This is a genomic window from Mycobacterium europaeum (assembly GCF_002102155.1).
GTDB classification, from domain to species: Bacteria; Actinomycetota; Actinomycetes; order Mycobacteriales; family Mycobacteriaceae; genus Mycobacterium; species Mycobacterium europaeum.
Genome location: NZ_LQOU01000020.1, coordinates 93,993 through 109,013, shown reverse-complemented (window position 1 = coordinate 109,013; position 15,021 = coordinate 93,993). Strand labels below are relative to the sequence as shown.

Below are 15,021 nucleotides of genomic sequence, written 5' to 3'. Positions count from 1 at the left end.
CCGGCTCGACTGGCACCTTCTTGTCGGAGGGGCTCCGTAGCATGCCCTCGTCGCACGAGCGTGCACGCCACGGTAGTCAGGAGGGCGCCATGAACTTCGTTTCCACCCGCATCATCACCGCCGACGTCAACCGGCTCGTCGATTTCTATGAGACGGTCACCGAGGTTCCCGCGGTATGGGGCAACGAACTTTTCGCCGAGATTCCGACGCCGGTGGGCACGCTGGCGATCGGCAGCGACAAGACGGTGCCCCTGTTCGCGGCCGGATCCGCCGAACCCGCTGCCAATCGCAGCGTGATCGTGGAGTTCTTGGTCGACGACGTCGACGCGCAATACGAGCGGTTGCACGAGCGCGTGCCGGAGGTCGTGACAACGCCGACCACCATGCCGTGGGGCAATCGCGCGCTGCTGCTGCGGGATCCGGATGGCAACCTCGTCAACCTGTTCACACCCGTCACCGCGGAGGCCCGCGCCAAGTTCGGAATGTGACGTTCTGGCAACGGATCCCGGTAACACCGTGGCGTAGGGGCAAGACAACCTCTGCCGGGTTACGCCCCTGGCGCTGAAGCGCAGGTGGGCACTCGCGCGGCGGGCCGTGGCGGCGCCCAAGTGAGTCGTGGCCGCAGCATCGACCGGGAAACAGCGGAAACCGAGCGCGGCCTCGACTGCAACTGAGCCGGCTAGACGTTTGCTGGTGGCCGGAGCTATCGCTCCGGTGCATTTGCTGAGAATGCGGCGAAGGCCATTATCCGGCTTGCGAATGACGTGCGCCACAAATTTTTGCGGACAATAACCGCTATTGCTAGCGTCGCCGCCCATGGTAGTTCTTACAACATTGATCTCATTGATCAATCAGGTCTCCGGGACGCCCTATATTCCGGGTGGAGATTCTCCCGCCGGGACGGATTGTTCGGGCCTCGTTTCGTGGGTTGCCAATGCGGCGTCCGACAGGCCGGTTTTCGGCAACCGGTTCAACACCGGAAATGAAGAGGCGGCCTTGTTGGCGCGCGGGTTTCAATACGGAACCGCCCCCAATGCGCTCGTGATCGGGTGGAACGGCGGCCACACCGCCGCGACGCTGCCCGACGGGACGCCGGTGTCCAGTGGTGAGCGCGGTGGTGTGCACGTCGGCGGCGCGGGCGCCTACCAGGCCGGCTTCACGCACCACATGTTCCTGCCGATGCCACCGGATGGCGAGGGTGCGCTTCCCCCGCCGCCGGACGCGCCGCCCCCACCGCCGGACGCGCCGCCGCCGGCCCCGGACGCCCTGCCGCCGGCCCCGGACGCGCAGCCCGTGCTGGTCGACGCCACGGCCCCCGCCCCGCCCGCGCCGCCGGCCCCGCCGGCGCCAGAATTGCCGCCGCCCGGCGATCCTGGAATTGCGAATCCCTAACAAAAAGAATTCGCGGAGGCCTCAATCTATTGCGCCGCTATTTGACGCGTATAGGACACGCGAATAGCGCGGTGTCTGCCACCAGGTGAAATAGCACGGTCCGCGCGGGGTTTGTGAGGTAGGCCACTTCGCGCCCTGAGTGAGCGGGTTCCGATCCGCGCGGAAGCGAGGCGAAAGTGTGCCCCGGATGTCGAACAAGATATCCGGGGCACACTTTGCTGGAGCTCAGGCCGCGTCCCGGGTCGGTGGGTTGGCGGATATGCTGGCGCTGCTCGCCGGGGATGGTGCGGGCCCAACCTTCAGGAGCGAACCGGCAATGATCTTCATCGTCGTCAAGTTCGAGACCAAGCCCGAGTGGACGGAGCGCTGGCCAGAACTCGTCGCCTCGTTCACGGCCGCCACCCGCGCCGAGGACGGCAACCTGTGGTTCGAGTGGTCGCGCAGCCTCGACAATCCGGCGGAGTATGTCTTGGTGGAGGCGTTCCGCGATGCGGAGGCGGGCGGCACCCACGTCAACAGCGATCACTTCAAGCGGGCAATGCGGGAACTCCCGCAGGCCCTGAAGTCGACCCCCAAGATCATCAACCAGACGATCGACGCGTCCGGCTGGTCGGAGATGGGGGAGATGTCGGTCGACTAACCGACTTCGCTTACCGTGACCGCGATTTCGTGGCCCAGCTGATACCCCTGGGCCAGCGGAAGCGTGTCACCGCTCCAGAACTTGCCCGGATCGAACCAGTACGCGTCCTTGTCCGTGTCGAGCAACCCCATCTCCTCATAGGTGATGGCCACCGTCTCCGCGCAATAGGCCGTCGAAAGGCTCATCTTGCGCTCCTCACGCCGGCGTCGGGTCTGTTCACGAACCTTCTTGTCCACCACGGGAATTCCCCGCACCCAGTCATTGATGGTCGGGAGCCGGCCGCGGAACCAGCGTCCCGTCAACCGAGCGGTGGTGGGAAACGCGGTGCCGTCCATCCGTGCGATCACCCGCAGCAGCCTGTTCTCCTGCTCGCGGGTCGGATTGGGCGTCAGCTGACGTAGCCAACACCGTTGGTCGTAGCGCTGCGTCCACTGCAGGACGGCCTGGTGCAGATCGTTGAGCTGCACGCCGCGGTGGTTGGTCCCGGTCCACATGTCGACGAGCTTGTCGCCCAGTTCGGCGTGCCAGATCAGCGGCGGCAGGTCGTCGATGGCCACCGTCATGCCCACGTGATTCACCGGTGCGTTCGTCAACGTCTGAATCGCGCGGTCGGGCCGCGAGCGGCCGCGAAACAGCCAGAGGTCGCCCGTGCGCGTTTCGTTCAACGCTTGATGGAGGGTCAGCATTACGAATCGGCAAGTGCTTCTCGTGCGGCTTTCTGCGCCGCGTTGGCGGCGGGATAGCCGGCGTAGCCGGCCATGTGGTAGATCACCTCTTCGATCTCGGTGATGCTCAGCCCGTTGCGCAGCGCGATCCGGAAGTGGGATTTCAACTCGTCGGTGGCGCGCAGGGCGATCAGGGCGCCGATCGTCGCCAGGCTGCGCGAGCGCCGATCGAGCCCGGGCCGGGCCCACAGGGCCCCGAAGACGTGGTCGACGCCCAAGTCGATGAGTTCGTCGGCGATGCCGCCGTCGCGCAGTGTGGTGGCGTCGTCCGGGACCAGGCCGGGCAGCATGTCCCGGAACACGTTCAGGCCTTCGGTGCGAGGGTCAGCCATTCGGTCTGCCTTTCAATCGGGGCCCGCAGGGGATCCGGCAGGCGACTCCCGCCCACGGGGGGGCGATGCGAAAGTTGCTGGGAGGCAAGCGCGTACCCGATCACGCGGCCGATGTCATCGGCCGCCACGGTGATGACTGCGACTTCGTCGCGAGGGGTCTGCATGCGTTCGCGCCCGTTCGAGCAGGTTTTCCACAGCGGCAAGAGCACACCAGTTAACCACAGCGCGAATACTCTGTGGGCATGCGCAGTGTGTGGAAGTGGCTAGGGCTGGCCGGCGTCGCCGGTGTCGTCGCCGGGGGCGCGCTGGTGGTTCGCGACGAACGGAAACGACGCGCGTACACGGCCGACGAGGTCCGGTCCCGCCTGCATCAGCGGCTGGCCGAGTACGACGAGGACGGCTTTCAGTCGCGATCGGGATCGGCCGGGGCCTCGACCGCGAACAACCGGTAGCTGCCCGAAAAGCCCTTGAGCTCGGCGTCGCGCCCGCCGTCGAAGTGGATGTCGTCGCAGTCGGACAGGGCGTCTCGCACCGGTTGACTCACCAGGATCTCGCCGCCCGTGGCCTGCGCCGCCACCCGCGCCGCCATCGCGACGTTGCGGCCGAACAGATCGTCTCCGCGGCGCACCGAGCGGCCCATGTGGATGCCGATTCGCACCCGAATCTCTTCGTGCCGCTTGCGTTTTGCGTTCTTGTGTAGCGCGCGCTGCAGGTCGATGCCACACCGCACCGCCTGGTCGGCGCGGGCGAAGGCGATCATGAAGCCGTCACCCTGGCTCTTCACCACGTGCCCGGACCTCCGCTGCACGAGGTCGGACACGAGTTTGTCGTGCGCCGCGATGAGCTTGACCCAGGCCCGGTCGCCGATGCGTTCGTTGAGGGCGGTGGATTCCTCGATGTCGGAGAACAGGATCACCACCCGGCCGTCGGGCGTGACGCGCGCCAGGTCGGGTCGCTCCACCTCCGCCCAGTCGGCGAGGTCTTCGATCGAACTGCGGACGGCGGCGCCGAAGCCCTCCTTGCGCAGCAGGTTTGCCGTGTTCCACACCCTCTTGACGGCCTCGCGCCCGCCCGACAGCAGCTGATTGCGGGTGTCGGTCCGGTGCCGCAATTCGTCGATCTCCTGGCGGCTGCGCACGAGCAGCCGCGCCAGCACGGCGAGGGCGACGGCCTCGATCGCGGCGACGCCGGCCAGGACGTAGACCGTGACATGCAGCGCATCACCCACGCAAGCATCCTGCCAAGGCCGTGGCGGCTCGAGGTTGTCGGGCCTGTGCGCGGTGTCTAGTGTTAGGTCCGACCGCCGCGGGTAGTGAGTCTCTATAGCCAAACGGATGACTTTCGGAGGTGCGGACTTGGCCGATGGCGGTGAGAATTCCTCGAACAAGCTGGTGATATTCGGCATCACCGGCGACCTCGCGCGCAAGATGACCTACCGCGCCCTGTACCGCCTCGAAGCGCGCGACTTGCTGGACGTCCCGATCATCGGCGTGGCCAGCGACGACATCCCCCTCGAGAAGCTGGTCGATCGGGCCCGCGAGGCCATCAAGGCGTCGGGCGAGAAGTTCGACGACGCGGTGTTCGGCCGGCTCGCGGACCGGCTGTCGTATCTGCACGGCGACGTCACCGACGACGAGCTCTACGGCCGGCTCGCCAAGGAGATAGGCCCGGATTGCCGGCCGCTGTACTACCTGGAGATGCCGCCGTCGCTGTTTGCGCCGATCGTCGAAAACCTCGCCAAGGCCGACCTCTTGGAGTGCGCACGCGTCGCCGTGGAAAAGCCGTTCGGCCACGACTTGGCCTCGGCGCGCGACCTCAACGCCCGGTTGCGCGCGGTGCTCGACGAGGACCAGATCCTGCGGGTCGACCACTTCCTGGGCAAGCAGCCCGTCGAGGAACTGCAGTACCTGCGCTTCGCGAACAACGCCCTGGCCAAGCTGTGGGACCGCGACAGCATCTCCGAAATCCACATCACCATGGCCGAGGATTTCGGTATCGAGGACCGCGGCAAGTTCTACGACGCCGTGGGCGCGCTGCGCGACGTCGTGCAAAACCATCTGCTGCAGGTGCTCGCGCTGGTCGCGATGGAGCCGCCCGTCGGCCCCAGCGCCGATGACCTGAACGACAAGAAGGCCGAGGTGTTCCGGGCGATGCCGGCGCTTGATCCTGAGCGCTGCGTGCGGGGCCAGTACCGCGGCTACACCGACGTCGGCGGGGTGGCCAGGGATTCGCAAACCGAGACCTATATCGCGCTGCGGACCGAGATCGACAACTGGCGCTGGGCCGGCGTGCCGATCTTCCTGCGCGCCGGCAAGGCACTGCCGGAGAAGGTCACCGAGGTCCGGATGTTCCTCCACCACGTTCCGGGGTTCTCGTTCCTGCCCAACCGCCGGCCGCCCGAACCCAACCAGATCGTGCTGCGCATCGACCCCGATCCGGGGATGCGGCTGCAGATGTCCGCCCAAGCCGGCGACCACTGGCACGACGTCCACCTGGACTCCTCGTTCGCCGAGGATCTCGGCGAGCCCGTGCGGCCCTACGAGCGGCTGCTGTACGCCGCGCTCACCGGGGACCGTCAGCTGTTCGCCCGGGAGGACGCCATCGAGGAGACGTGGCGGATCGTGCAGCCCGTGCTGGACCGGCCGGGCCGGATCCATCATTACGATCCGGGTTCCTGGGGGCCCGAGGCCGCGCAGTCGCTGCTGCACGGTCACCGCAGTTGGCAGGAGCCGTGGCTGCCCAAGCAGACGTCGTCACAGTAAGGAGAACAGGAAGAGATGCAGCTCGGGATGATCGGCCTCGGCCGGATGGGCGCCAACATCGTCCGCCGCGTCGCCAAGGACGGACACGAATGCGTGGTCTACGACCACAACCCCGACGCGGTCAAGGCGATGGCGGGGGAGGAGCGGACCACCGGAGTGTCGTCGGTGAAAGAGCTCGCCGAGAAGCTGACCGCTCCCCGGGTCGTCTGGGTGATGGTGCCCGCCGGGACCATCACGACGGGGGTCATCGAGCAGCTGGCCAAGACGCTGGAGCCCGGCGACATCGTCATCGACGGCGGCAACTCGTACTACCGCGACGACATCAGCCACGCAAAGACCCTGTCGGACAAAGGAATCCATCTACTCGACTGCGGCACCAGCGGCGGCGTGTGGGGCCGCGAACGCGGCTACTGCCTGATGATCGGCGGCCACGACGAGGCCTTCGAACGCGCCGAGCCGATCTTCGCCAGCGTCGCTCCTGGCGTGGACGCCGCCCCCCGCACGCCGGGCCGCGACGGTGAGGTCGGGCAAGCGGAGAAGGGCTACCTGCACTGCGGGCCATCGGGCGCCGGGCACTTCGTCAAGATGGTGCACAACGGCATCGAGTACGGAATGATGGCCTCGCTCGCCGAGGGGCTCAACATCCTGCGCAACGCCGACATCGGCAAGCACGTGCAGGAGGGTGACGCCGAAACGGCGCCGCTGTCGAATCCGGAGTTCTATCAATACGACTTCGACATCCCCGATGTCGCCGAGGTGTGGCGGCGGGGCAGCGTCATCGGTTCGTGGCTGCTGGATCTGACCGCGATCGCGCTGCACGACTCGCCCGACCTCAAGGAGTTCTCCGGACGGGTCTCGGACTCCGGGGAGGGCCGCTGGACCGCCATCGCGGCGATCGACGAGGGCGTCCCGTCACCGGTGCTGACGACCGCGTTGCAGTCCCGGTTCGCCTCGCGTTCCCTCGACGACTTCGCCAACAAGGCGCTCTCGGCGATGCGCAAGCAGTTCGGCGGGCACGCCGAGAAGCCCGCGAACTAGGGTCGCCACCACCGGGATCAGTGGCGATCGCGAGCGCGGCCGAGCCGGGCGAAGCGGGTCGCCACCGTCGGGATCAGTGGCGATCGCGAGCGCGGCCGAGCCGGGCGAAGCGGGTCGCCACCGTCGACCTAGTGGCGTTTGACGAACTTCACCACCGCGTCGCTGAACGCGTCGTTGTCGTCACCGGCCGCGGTGTGCCCGGCTTTGGGCAGTTCGACGAACTCCGCGCGCGGAACGCTGGCCAGGAAATGCCGGACACCTTCGGGGCTGACGACGTCGGACAACTTCCCGCGGATCAACAGCACGGGAATCGACAGGTGCTTGGCGGCCTGCTCGAACTTCTCGGTGCGCAGCTCCGGATCGTCCCCGGGCTTGGTCATGAACGCCGGGTCCCAGTGCCAGTACCAGCGGCCGTCGCGCAGGCGCAGGTTCTTCTTCAGCCCCTCGGGGCTGCGCGGCTTGTCCCGGTACGGGAGGTAGGCGGCCACCGCGTCGGCGGCCTCCTCCAGCGAGTCGAAACCGTCGAGCCCGCTGATCATGAAATCGCGGATGCGGGCGCTGCCGCCCTTCTCGAATCGGGGCACCACGTCGACGAGAACCAGTCGGGTCACCTCCGCCGGCCCCGCCCGGTGGGCGGCGAGGATGCCGGTCAACCCGCCCATGCTCGCCCCGATGATCATCACCGGCCTGCCGATCGCGGCGATCACCTGCAGGACGTCGGCCGTCAGGGTCTCGACGTCGTAGTCGGCGTTGGGCGCGCGATCGCTGTCGCCGTGGCCGCGGCTGTCGAGCGCCACGACGTGCAGGCCCTCGTCGGCGAGGGTTTGGCCGGTGTTCTTCCAGGAATGCCGGTTCTGGCCGCCGCCGTGCAGCATCAGGACGCTGGGCCGGCCCGCGCCGCCGGTCCCGCCATTCCATTCGTCGGCAACCAGGGTGATCCCGCCGGCCCCGGAATACTCAACCGTCCGAGGGACGCTACTGACGGCGCTCATGCGACCTGACGTTACATAGGGCGTCCAAGCACCTTTCCGCGGGTCGACGGCGCGGTGAGTTTCGGCGTCCGATGCGGTCTATCCAGTGACAACACCAACGCGATCAACCGAGCCGATTAGGAGGCCGCGGCCCATGCCATCGATCACCCCGTCGTTGTGGTTCGACCACGACTTGGAGGAGGCGGCGAGGTTCTACACCTCGATCTTCCCGAACTCGCACATCGAGGGCTTCAACCGGACCACGGAGGCCGGACCCGGCGAACCGGGCACGGTGCTGTCCGGCAGTTTCGTGCTGGACGGGACCCGGTTCATCGGGATCAACGGCGGCCCGCACTTCCAGTTCGACGAAGCGGTGTCCTTCACCATCCACTGCAGGGACCAGGACGAGGTCGACTACTACTGGGAGCGGTTGACCGACGGCGGCGAGGAGTCGCAATGCGGCTGGTGCAAAGACCGGTTCGGCCTGAGCTGGCAGATCATCCCGGACCGGCTCTACGAGCTCGTCGGCGACCCCGATCGGGCCCGCGCCGCGGCGGCCACCCAGGCGATGTATGGCATGCGAAAGATCGTCATCGCCGAGTTGGACGAAGCCGCCGCGCGGGTATAGCGAAACTCCCTGCCGCAGCGGCAATCTGACCGCTTGTGGCATGCGGTCGGTGCGTCTTGGGGCCGTACGCGTTAGGTTGGTCCGTGCGGACGCGCCGAGCAGGGAGTCAATATGGGTGAACCAGGCTGGATCGACGTGCCCAGCCCGGCTGGGGACCTCAAGGCACTCACCTGGGGGCCACGCGATGCCCCCATCGCCTTGTGCCTGCACGGCTTCCCCGACACCCCCTACGGATTTCGCAAGATCGCTCCGCGGCTCGTCGGGGCGGGATGGCGGGTGGTGGCGCCCTTCATGCGCGGGTACGCGCCGTCGTCGATTCCCGCCGACGGCAGTTACCACGTCGGCGCGATGATGGACGACGCCCTGCGGGCGCGCTCGGCGGCGGGCGGCACCGACCGCGACGTCGTGATCGGCCACGACTGGGGGGCGATCGCCACCACCGGACTGGCCGCCATGCCCGACAGCCCGTTCACCAAAGCGGTGATCATGTCGGTGCCGCCCTCGGCGTCCTTCCGTCGCAAGGCCGGCGCCGCCGAGCGGGGGCGACTGGCCGCCCACCTGGCGCGTCAATTGCTGCGCAGCTGGTACATCATGTACTTCCAATTGCCCTGGCTGCCGGAGCATTCCGCGTCCTGGGTGTTGCCGCTGCTGTGGCGGCGGTGGTCGCCGGGGTACCGCGCCGACGAGGACCTGCGCCACGTCGACGCGGCGATCGGGACACCGGAGAGCTGGCGGGCGGCGCTGGGCCCCTACCGTGCCACGATCCGCAACACCCGGCCGCCCGCGCAGTACGCCGAACTCAACGAGCTCTGGACCCAGGAGCCCGTGTGGCCGTGCCTGTACCTGCATGGCCGTGACGACGGCTGCATGACACCGGCTTTCGCCCGCTGGGCGGAGAAGGTGTTGCCGCCGGGCAGCGAGGTGGCCATCGTCGAGCACGCGGGGCACTTCCTGCAGCTCGAACAGCCCGACAAGGTCGCCGACCTGATGCTCGGGTTCATCGGCTCTCCCGGCTGAATGACCGCGCAGCGGATGGCCGCCGTCGATGCGCAGTTCTATTGGATGTCGGCCAAGATCCCCGGCGACCAGTTCCTGCTGTACGCATTCGACGGCGAACCGGCGGACTACGAAGCCGCCGTCGAGCAGGTCTGCCGTCGGGCCAACGCCTGCCCGGAGCTGACGACGCGGGTGCGAGAGCGCGGATGGTTGGCCTACCCGCAGTGGGTGCCGGCGACCGTCACGCCCGAGCGGGTGATCCGCCACGACCTTGACGACCAGACGTGGGCCGGGTGCCTGGCGGCCGTCGTCGCGCTCGCCGACAACCCGCTCGACGCCCGCCGCGCACCCTGGCGGCTGCACTTCTTCACCCCGGTGCGGGGCATCCCCGGCGTGACCGGGTCGGGCAGCGTGGCGGTCATGCAGGTCGCACACGCGCTGGCCGACGGGGCGCGGGCGTCGGCGATGGCGGCCTGGCTGTTCGGCCGGCCCGCTCCCGTGCCCGCGGTGCGACGGCTGCGGAGCGGGTTTTTGCCGTGGCGAGCGGCCCAGGCGGCCCGCGCCCACCGAAAGCTGCAGCGCGACACCCGTGCCGGGCTCCTGAACCCCGGGCCCGGTACCCGCCCCCTGCTGCCGACCAACGCGCGTCCCGGGCCGGTCCGCTCGGTGCGCACGCTGGTGCGACGCCGCGGGGAGTTGCGCGGTCCCACGGTCACCGTGGGCGTGCTGAGCGCGGTCTCCACCGCGCTGTCCGACCTGCTCGGCGACGTCGTCGATACGCTGGGCGCCGAGGTTCCCATGGCCAAACCCGGTGTGGCGTATGCGAATAACCACTTCGGCAACATCGCGGTCGGGCTGTACCCGAAGCTGGGACCGGACGCACGCGCCGAGCGGATCGCGGCGGAGCTGGCCAATGGGCGGCGTCGCTTCGCGCATCCGGCCACGCGCTACGCCGACCGGGCATTCGCGGGCGTGCCCGCGCCGCTCTTGCGTTGGGGCATAGCCCAGTTCGACGCCGACACCCGGCCGACGCAGGTTTCCGGCAACACCGTGGTGTCCAGCGTGCACCGCGGCGCGGCCGACCTTGGCTTCGGAGGCGCCCGGGTGGTGCTGACGGCCGGCTACCCGGCCTTGTCGCCGGTGATGGGCCTGACGCACGGCGTGCACGGCGTCGGCGACACCATCGCGATCAGCGTGCATGCGGCCGAGTCGGCCGTTCCCGACATCGACGCCTACGTGAGGCTACTGGACGCGGCGCTGTGACTAATGCGCGTCGCCGGACCTGGCCGCTTCCTCCCGCGTCAGGCCCACGGCGGAGATCAGCTCCTCGTGCAGCTCGAACCACACGGTGTGGTAGGAGTCGATGAGCGGCCTGGTCAGCCAGGCGGTATCGCCGTCGTGCGCTTTCGCCAGCGCCGCAGCCAGTTTCGTTGCGTAGCCGGCCAACCGCGGCAGCTGGGCCGCGGCCGCATCGACGATCGGCAGGACCCGCGCGTGCACATCGTCGAGCCGGGCCAGGACCGCGGCGTCGTACTCCGCGTCGTCGTGCGGGTTGGGGGCGCCCTGCGGGCCACCCCTGAGCTGCCAATCCGTGACCACCGATTTCAAATCGGCGTTGACGGAGCGAAAGTCCGCGTAGGCGGCCGCCAGCGCGGCCCGGTCGGCGCCCCGGCGTTCCTCGTCGAGCAGTGACGCGAGGCGGTCCCGACCGGCGGCGGTGATCCGCAGCGTCGCGCCGTCGGCCAGCAGGCCCGCCGCGGTGAGCTCCTCGACGACGCCCGTCACCTGGGCGAGCTCGGCGTCCAAGGTCGCGGCCAGGTCGGCGGGACGCACCCGGCCCTTCAGCCGAACCGCCTGCAGCACCGCTAATTCGGTCATGAGGTGGTCCCGCTCGCCAGGCGCAGCGCGGTCAGCATGACGATCAGCGGGGTGCCCGAGACGACGTCGGTGTGCCCGTCGTTCATGGCGGAGGCCACCGTGGCCTCGGTGGCGTCTTCCAGTCGCAGGTGGTCACCGGAGGTGTGGGCGCGCAGCGGGCTGATCCGCCGTGCGATGTCGGCCAGCTCCCGCAGTTCGGGCGTGTCGCTTTCCGACCATGCGGACAGGCTCAGATTGCCCGCGCGCACTTCGCCTTCGGCGCCGTCGACGGTGATCAACTTGCCGGCCAGCGACGCGGCGACTCCGTGGCCGCACCCGACCACGGCCACCCGTCCGAGCTCGCGACTGACCACCGCCGCGTGGCTGGCGGCGCCGCCGACTTCGGTGACGATGCCCTGGGCGGCCAGCATGCCGGAGACGTCCTCCGGCCTGGTGTGGTCGCGGACCAGGATCACCGACTCGCCGCGGTCCGCCGCATCGAGCGCCTCGTCGACGTCGGTGTATGCCTTGCCCGACGCCACCCCCGGGCAGGCCGGTAAGCCCTTGGCCAAGAGCTTTGCGGCCAAACGTATTTCGGGCTGCAGGGCGGGCTGCAGCAGCGTCCGCACGTGGGCGGGGGTCACCCGGCGCAACGTCTCGGCGTCGTCGATGAGTCCCTCATGCCGTAGCTGTAGCGCCAGTCGCACCGCGGCCTGCGCCGACCGCTCCGCGTCGCGTGTCTGCAGCAGCCACAGCTTGCCGTGCTCGACGGTGAACTCGATCTCTTGAACGTCGGAGCCGAGTCGCTCCAACCTGCGGGCGGCGTCCATCAACTCGTCGTAGACGGCCGGCTGCTCGTCGCGCAGCGCGGTGATCGGTTCCACGTCCACCGAACCCGAGACCACGTCGTCGCCCTGCCCGCCGGGCAGCCATTCGCCGAACGGCGCGTTGTCGCCCGTGATGGGGTTACGCGAAATGAGAACCCCCGCACCGGAATCGGGGCCGATATTGCCGAATACCATCGCCTGGACGACGACCGCGGTGCCGCTGCGATCGTCGCCGCCGGAATGGGCGCGGTAGGCGACCGCGCGCGGCGAGTTCCACGAGGCGAACACCGCCTCGATGCCGGCGCGTAGCTGCGTGTACGGGTCGGCGGGCACCGGCCGGCGCGCGTCGATCCCGACGATGCGCCGGTACATGCCCTCGAACCGCCGGCGGGTGTCCCGCGCGAACGCGGCGGCGCCGGCGGCGGTCAGCGCCTGCTCGACGTCGTCGTTCATGCCGAGGTCCAAGATCGTGTCCATCATGCCCGGCATCGATTGGGTGGCCCCCGAGCGCACGCTGACCAGCAAGGGGCGCGGGCCGCGGCCGAACGTGCGCGAGGTGTGTGCCTCCAGCCAGCCGATCCGGTCGAGGACGTCGTCCCAGATCGCGTCCATCGCCGCCCGGGGATCGGCGAGGTAGCGCAGGCCCACCTCGGTGGTGATGCAGAACGCGGGCGGCACCGGCAGGTCGTGCCGGCGCATCACCTCGATGCCGTGGCCCTTGTTGCCCAGCAACTCCCGGGGGTGACTTGCTGTGCCGTCGAGTAACACCACGGATTGCCCGTCAGAAGCGGCCCCAGACGCGTCACGGGGGGCGCCGCTGCCTCGTGCGATACGCGCCGTGGTGCACCCCCTCGTGATCTGCTGCTGATCGGCCAACGTCGGAACGCCCGCAATGTTCCCACATGAATCAGTGCAGTTAGCTGCGCGCCGCTCCTGTTATGCCGTCCGTGCCATGCTCTAGGTTTGCAGGTATGACTCCCTACGACGTCGGACTACTGATCCTGCGGCTGGTGTTGGGCGTGACGTTGGCCGCGCATGGCTACAACAAATTCTTCGGCGGCGGCCGCATCCCCGGCACCGCGCGCTGGTTCGAGAGCATCGGCATGAAGCCCGGGAAGTTCCACGCGACGGTGGCCGCCACGACCGAGATGGCCGCCGGGCTGGGTCTGGCCGCGGGGTTGCTCACACCGATCCCCGCCGCGGGATTCGTATCGTTGATGCTGGTCGCGGCCTGGACCGTGCACCGGGCCAACGGCTTCTTCATCGTCAAGGAAGGCTGGGAATACAACCTCGTCCTGGCGGTCAGCGCCATCGCAGTGGCCACCCTGGGCGCCGGAAAGTTCAGCCTGGATTACGTGGTCTTCGGGCACAACTGGATGGACGGCTGGCGGGGTCTGCTGATCTCGGTCGTGCTCGGCCTCGCCGGTGCGATCGGCCAGCTGGTGATCTTCTACCGCCCGCCCGCTAAGCAGGCTGGTTAGCTAGGGGTCGTCGTCGTCCTCCTCGGCCATCAGCTTTTCGGGGTGGTGGAAGGAGTTGGTGCGGCGTTGCCCGCGGTCCAGGTGGGGCGGCGGGATCCATTCGGTGTCGCCGTTGGCGCTTTTTCGGGTGGTCCAGCCCTGCTCGAGGAGCCGGTGGTGCGGTCCGCAGGTCAGGGTGAGCTGCTCGATGTCGGTCCGGTGCGTGTCGGCCCAGTCTTCGACGTGGTGGACCTCGCAGTAATAGCCGGCGACGTCACAGCCCGGTGCCGAGCAGCCGCGGTCCTTGGCGTACAACACAATGCGCTGGCCGGGTGAGGCCAGGCGCTTGCCGTGATACAGCGCCACCGGTTTGCCTTTGTCGAAGACGGCCAGATAGTGGTGAGCGTGGCGGGCCAGGCGGATGACGTCGGACATCGGCAAGATGGTGCCCCCGCCGGTCAAGCCCTTGCCCGCGGCGGCTTCCAGGTCGGCGAGGGTGGTGGTCACGACGATGGCCGCCGGCAGCCCGTTGTGCTGGCCGAGGTTCCCGCTGCAAAGCATCGCGCGCAGGCCGGCGTTGAGGCCGTCGTGGTTCCGCTGAGATGCTGTGCGGGTGTCGCGCTGCGCCGCATCTTCGGGCGGTGCGCCGTCGACCACCGGGGTGTCGTCGTCCGGGTTGCACATACCGGGCGCGGCCAGCTTGGCCAACACCGCCTCCCAGGTGGCGCGGGCTTCGGGGGTCAGCCAGCCACTGAGGCGCGACATGCCATCGGAATCTTGGGTCCCTAGGGTCAGGCTGCGACGCCGAGCACGGTCCTGGTCGGTGAACTGTCCGTCGGGATTGAGGTAGCAAGTGATGCGCTCGGCCACTTTGCGCAGACTTTCTGGGCGATGAGCGCTGGCCCAGCGGGCCAGGTCGAGCTCGGCGGCTTGCCGGGTGGGGGCGTCGACCCAGCAGGGCAGCTCATCGAAGAAGCGGTGGATGATCGCGAGGTGCGATGCGCCGACGAGCCCGGCGCGCTGGGCGGCCGCGGTGGCCTCGTACCGCGGGGCCAGCGGCTCCCCGGTCAGCGCCTGCCGCGTGCCCAGCGTGCGAGCGTCGGTGATCCGGCGAGTGGCTTCGCCGCGGGTGATGCGCAGTCGGTCGGCCAATACGTGCGCGAACTTGCCGCCGAGTTCTGCCGGCGTGGCTTGGCAATCGATCTGGTTGATCAACGCGTGGCCGGCCACGGGCAGTCGCCGCATCTCGCGTTCGAGCGATTCGAGGTAGGCGAAGCGCTCGGGGGTGGTCAGCGCATCGTAGGAGTGCTCGGCGATGCGTGAGACCACCTCGTGCAGCGCGGCATAGTCGGGCGCGATCTGCTCACGATCACTCGAACGCATGTTCGAATAT

Annotated in this window: 18 protein-coding genes; 10 read left to right on the top strand and 8 right to left on the bottom strand. The window is 68.7% G+C overall.

Translation table 11 applies throughout. From position 1 onward, the window contains the following. Window positions 1-89 precede the first annotated feature (89 nt). From AWC03_RS10520 to AWC03_RS10510, 3 genes are all read left to right on the top strand, one after another. The gene (locus AWC03_RS10520) at window positions 90-488 is read left to right on the top strand and encodes a VOC family protein (RefSeq protein WP_085240433.1); all 399 of its coding nucleotides are present in this window, start codon (window positions 90-92) and stop codon (window positions 486-488) included. Window positions 489-816: 328 nt separating this feature from the next. After that, complete coding sequence (locus AWC03_RS10515; protein WP_085240432.1) at window positions 817-1,392, top strand: glycoside hydrolase; 576 nt, start codon at window positions 817-819, stop codon at window positions 1,390-1,392. Window positions 1,393-1,708: 316 nt separating this feature from the next. Then, window positions 1,709-2,032 (top strand): putative quinol monooxygenase, encoded by a 324-nt coding sequence (locus AWC03_RS10510; RefSeq protein ID WP_085240471.1) that lies wholly within the window; start codon window positions 1,709-1,711, stop codon window positions 2,030-2,032. Here the strand turns inward: AWC03_RS10510 and AWC03_RS10505 are convergent. From AWC03_RS10505 to AWC03_RS26870, 3 genes are read right to left on the bottom strand one after another with little or no spacing between them, the layout of a single operon-like run. Next, a complete protein-coding gene (locus tag AWC03_RS10505) occupies window positions 2,029-2,718 on the bottom strand; it encodes a guanylate cyclase (RefSeq protein ID WP_085240431.1) in 690 nt (229 codons plus the stop codon). The two genes, AWC03_RS10510 and AWC03_RS10505, sit on opposite strands and share 4 nt — an antisense overlap. Then, window positions 2,718-3,089, bottom strand: a complete 372-nt coding sequence (locus tag AWC03_RS10500) for a carboxymuconolactone decarboxylase family protein (protein ID WP_085240430.1) — start codon at window positions 3,087-3,089, stop codon at window positions 2,718-2,720. Before AWC03_RS10500 ends, AWC03_RS10505 begins: the two co-directional genes overlap by 1 nt. Beyond that, window positions 3,062-3,298 (bottom strand): hypothetical protein, encoded by a 237-nt coding sequence (locus AWC03_RS26870; RefSeq protein WP_142278369.1) that lies wholly within the window; start codon window positions 3,296-3,298, stop codon window positions 3,062-3,064. Before AWC03_RS26870 ends, AWC03_RS10500 begins: the two co-directional genes overlap by 28 nt. A gap of 33 nt (window positions 3,299-3,331) precedes the next feature. On the opposite strand from AWC03_RS26870, the gene AWC03_RS10495 reads away from it, so the two are divergent. Next, window positions 3,332-3,541: a hypothetical protein gene (locus AWC03_RS10495; RefSeq protein WP_085240429.1), complete on the top strand. Its 210-nt coding sequence runs from the start codon at window positions 3,332-3,334 to the stop codon at window positions 3,539-3,541. Here AWC03_RS10495 and AWC03_RS10490 read toward each other — a convergent pair. Further along, window positions 3,493-4,317 carry an adenylate/guanylate cyclase domain-containing protein gene (locus AWC03_RS10490; RefSeq protein WP_085240428.1) on the bottom strand — a complete coding sequence of 275 codons (825 nt, stop codon included), beginning with the start codon at window positions 4,315-4,317 and terminating at the stop codon, window positions 3,493-3,495. The two genes, AWC03_RS10495 and AWC03_RS10490, sit on opposite strands and share 49 nt — an antisense overlap. Window positions 4,318-4,444: 127 nt before the next feature. On the opposite strand from AWC03_RS10490, the gene AWC03_RS10485 reads away from it, so the two are divergent. After that, window positions 4,445-5,851, top strand: a complete 1,407-nt coding sequence (locus tag AWC03_RS10485; protein ID WP_085240470.1) for a glucose-6-phosphate dehydrogenase — start codon at window positions 4,445-4,447, stop codon at window positions 5,849-5,851. A 15-nt stretch (window positions 5,852-5,866) separates the two neighbouring features. Further along, window positions 5,867-6,889, top strand: a complete 1,023-nt coding sequence (gnd, locus tag AWC03_RS10480; protein WP_085240427.1) for a phosphogluconate dehydrogenase (NAD(+)-dependent, decarboxylating) — start codon at window positions 5,867-5,869, stop codon at window positions 6,887-6,889. A gap of 128 nt (window positions 6,890-7,017) precedes the next feature. On the opposite strand, the gene AWC03_RS10475 is transcribed toward gnd, so the two are convergent. Beyond that, a complete protein-coding gene (locus AWC03_RS10475) occupies window positions 7,018-7,881 on the bottom strand; it encodes an alpha/beta fold hydrolase (protein WP_085240426.1) in 864 nt (287 codons plus the stop codon). 133 nt (window positions 7,882-8,014) lie between these two features. On the opposite strand from AWC03_RS10475, the gene AWC03_RS10470 reads away from it, so the two are divergent. The 3 genes from AWC03_RS10470 (at window position 8,015) to AWC03_RS10460 (ending at window position 10,747) form a co-directional block, all read left to right on the top strand. Continuing rightward, window positions 8,015-8,488, top strand: coding sequence for a VOC family protein (locus AWC03_RS10470; protein WP_085240425.1), 474 nt, complete (start codon window positions 8,015-8,017; stop codon window positions 8,486-8,488). A 111-nt stretch (window positions 8,489-8,599) separates the two neighbouring features. Next, window positions 8,600-9,505, top strand: a complete 906-nt coding sequence (locus tag AWC03_RS10465; protein WP_085240424.1) for an alpha/beta fold hydrolase — start codon at window positions 8,600-8,602, stop codon at window positions 9,503-9,505. Continuing rightward, window positions 9,506-10,747, top strand: a complete 1,242-nt coding sequence (locus AWC03_RS10460) for a WS/DGAT domain-containing protein (RefSeq protein ID WP_085240423.1) — start codon at window positions 9,506-9,508, stop codon at window positions 10,745-10,747. Here AWC03_RS10460 and AWC03_RS10455 read toward each other — a convergent pair whose 3' ends face one another. Continuing rightward, window positions 10,748-11,362: a winged helix DNA-binding protein gene (locus AWC03_RS10455; protein ID WP_085240422.1), complete on the bottom strand. Its 615-nt coding sequence runs from the start codon at window positions 11,360-11,362 to the stop codon at window positions 10,748-10,750. Beyond that, window positions 11,359-12,999 carry a pyruvate, phosphate dikinase gene (locus AWC03_RS10450; RefSeq protein WP_249025859.1) on the bottom strand — a complete coding sequence of 547 codons (1,641 nt, stop codon included), beginning with the start codon at window positions 12,997-12,999 and terminating at the stop codon, window positions 11,359-11,361. Before AWC03_RS10450 ends, AWC03_RS10455 begins: the two co-directional genes overlap by 4 nt. A 140-nt stretch (window positions 13,000-13,139) precedes the next feature. On the opposite strand from AWC03_RS10450, the gene AWC03_RS10445 reads away from it, so the two are divergent. Continuing rightward, on the top strand, window positions 13,140-13,649 hold the full coding sequence (locus AWC03_RS10445) for a DoxX family protein (RefSeq protein ID WP_085240420.1): 510 nt from the start codon (window positions 13,140-13,142) through the stop codon (window positions 13,647-13,649). Here the strand turns inward: AWC03_RS10445 and AWC03_RS10440 are convergent, their stop codons facing one another. Continuing rightward, window positions 13,650-15,011, bottom strand: coding sequence for an HNH endonuclease signature motif containing protein (locus tag AWC03_RS10440; RefSeq protein ID WP_085240419.1), 1,362 nt, complete (start codon window positions 15,009-15,011; stop codon window positions 13,650-13,652). It lies immediately after the preceding gene. Window positions 15,012-15,021: the final 10 nt, after the last annotated feature.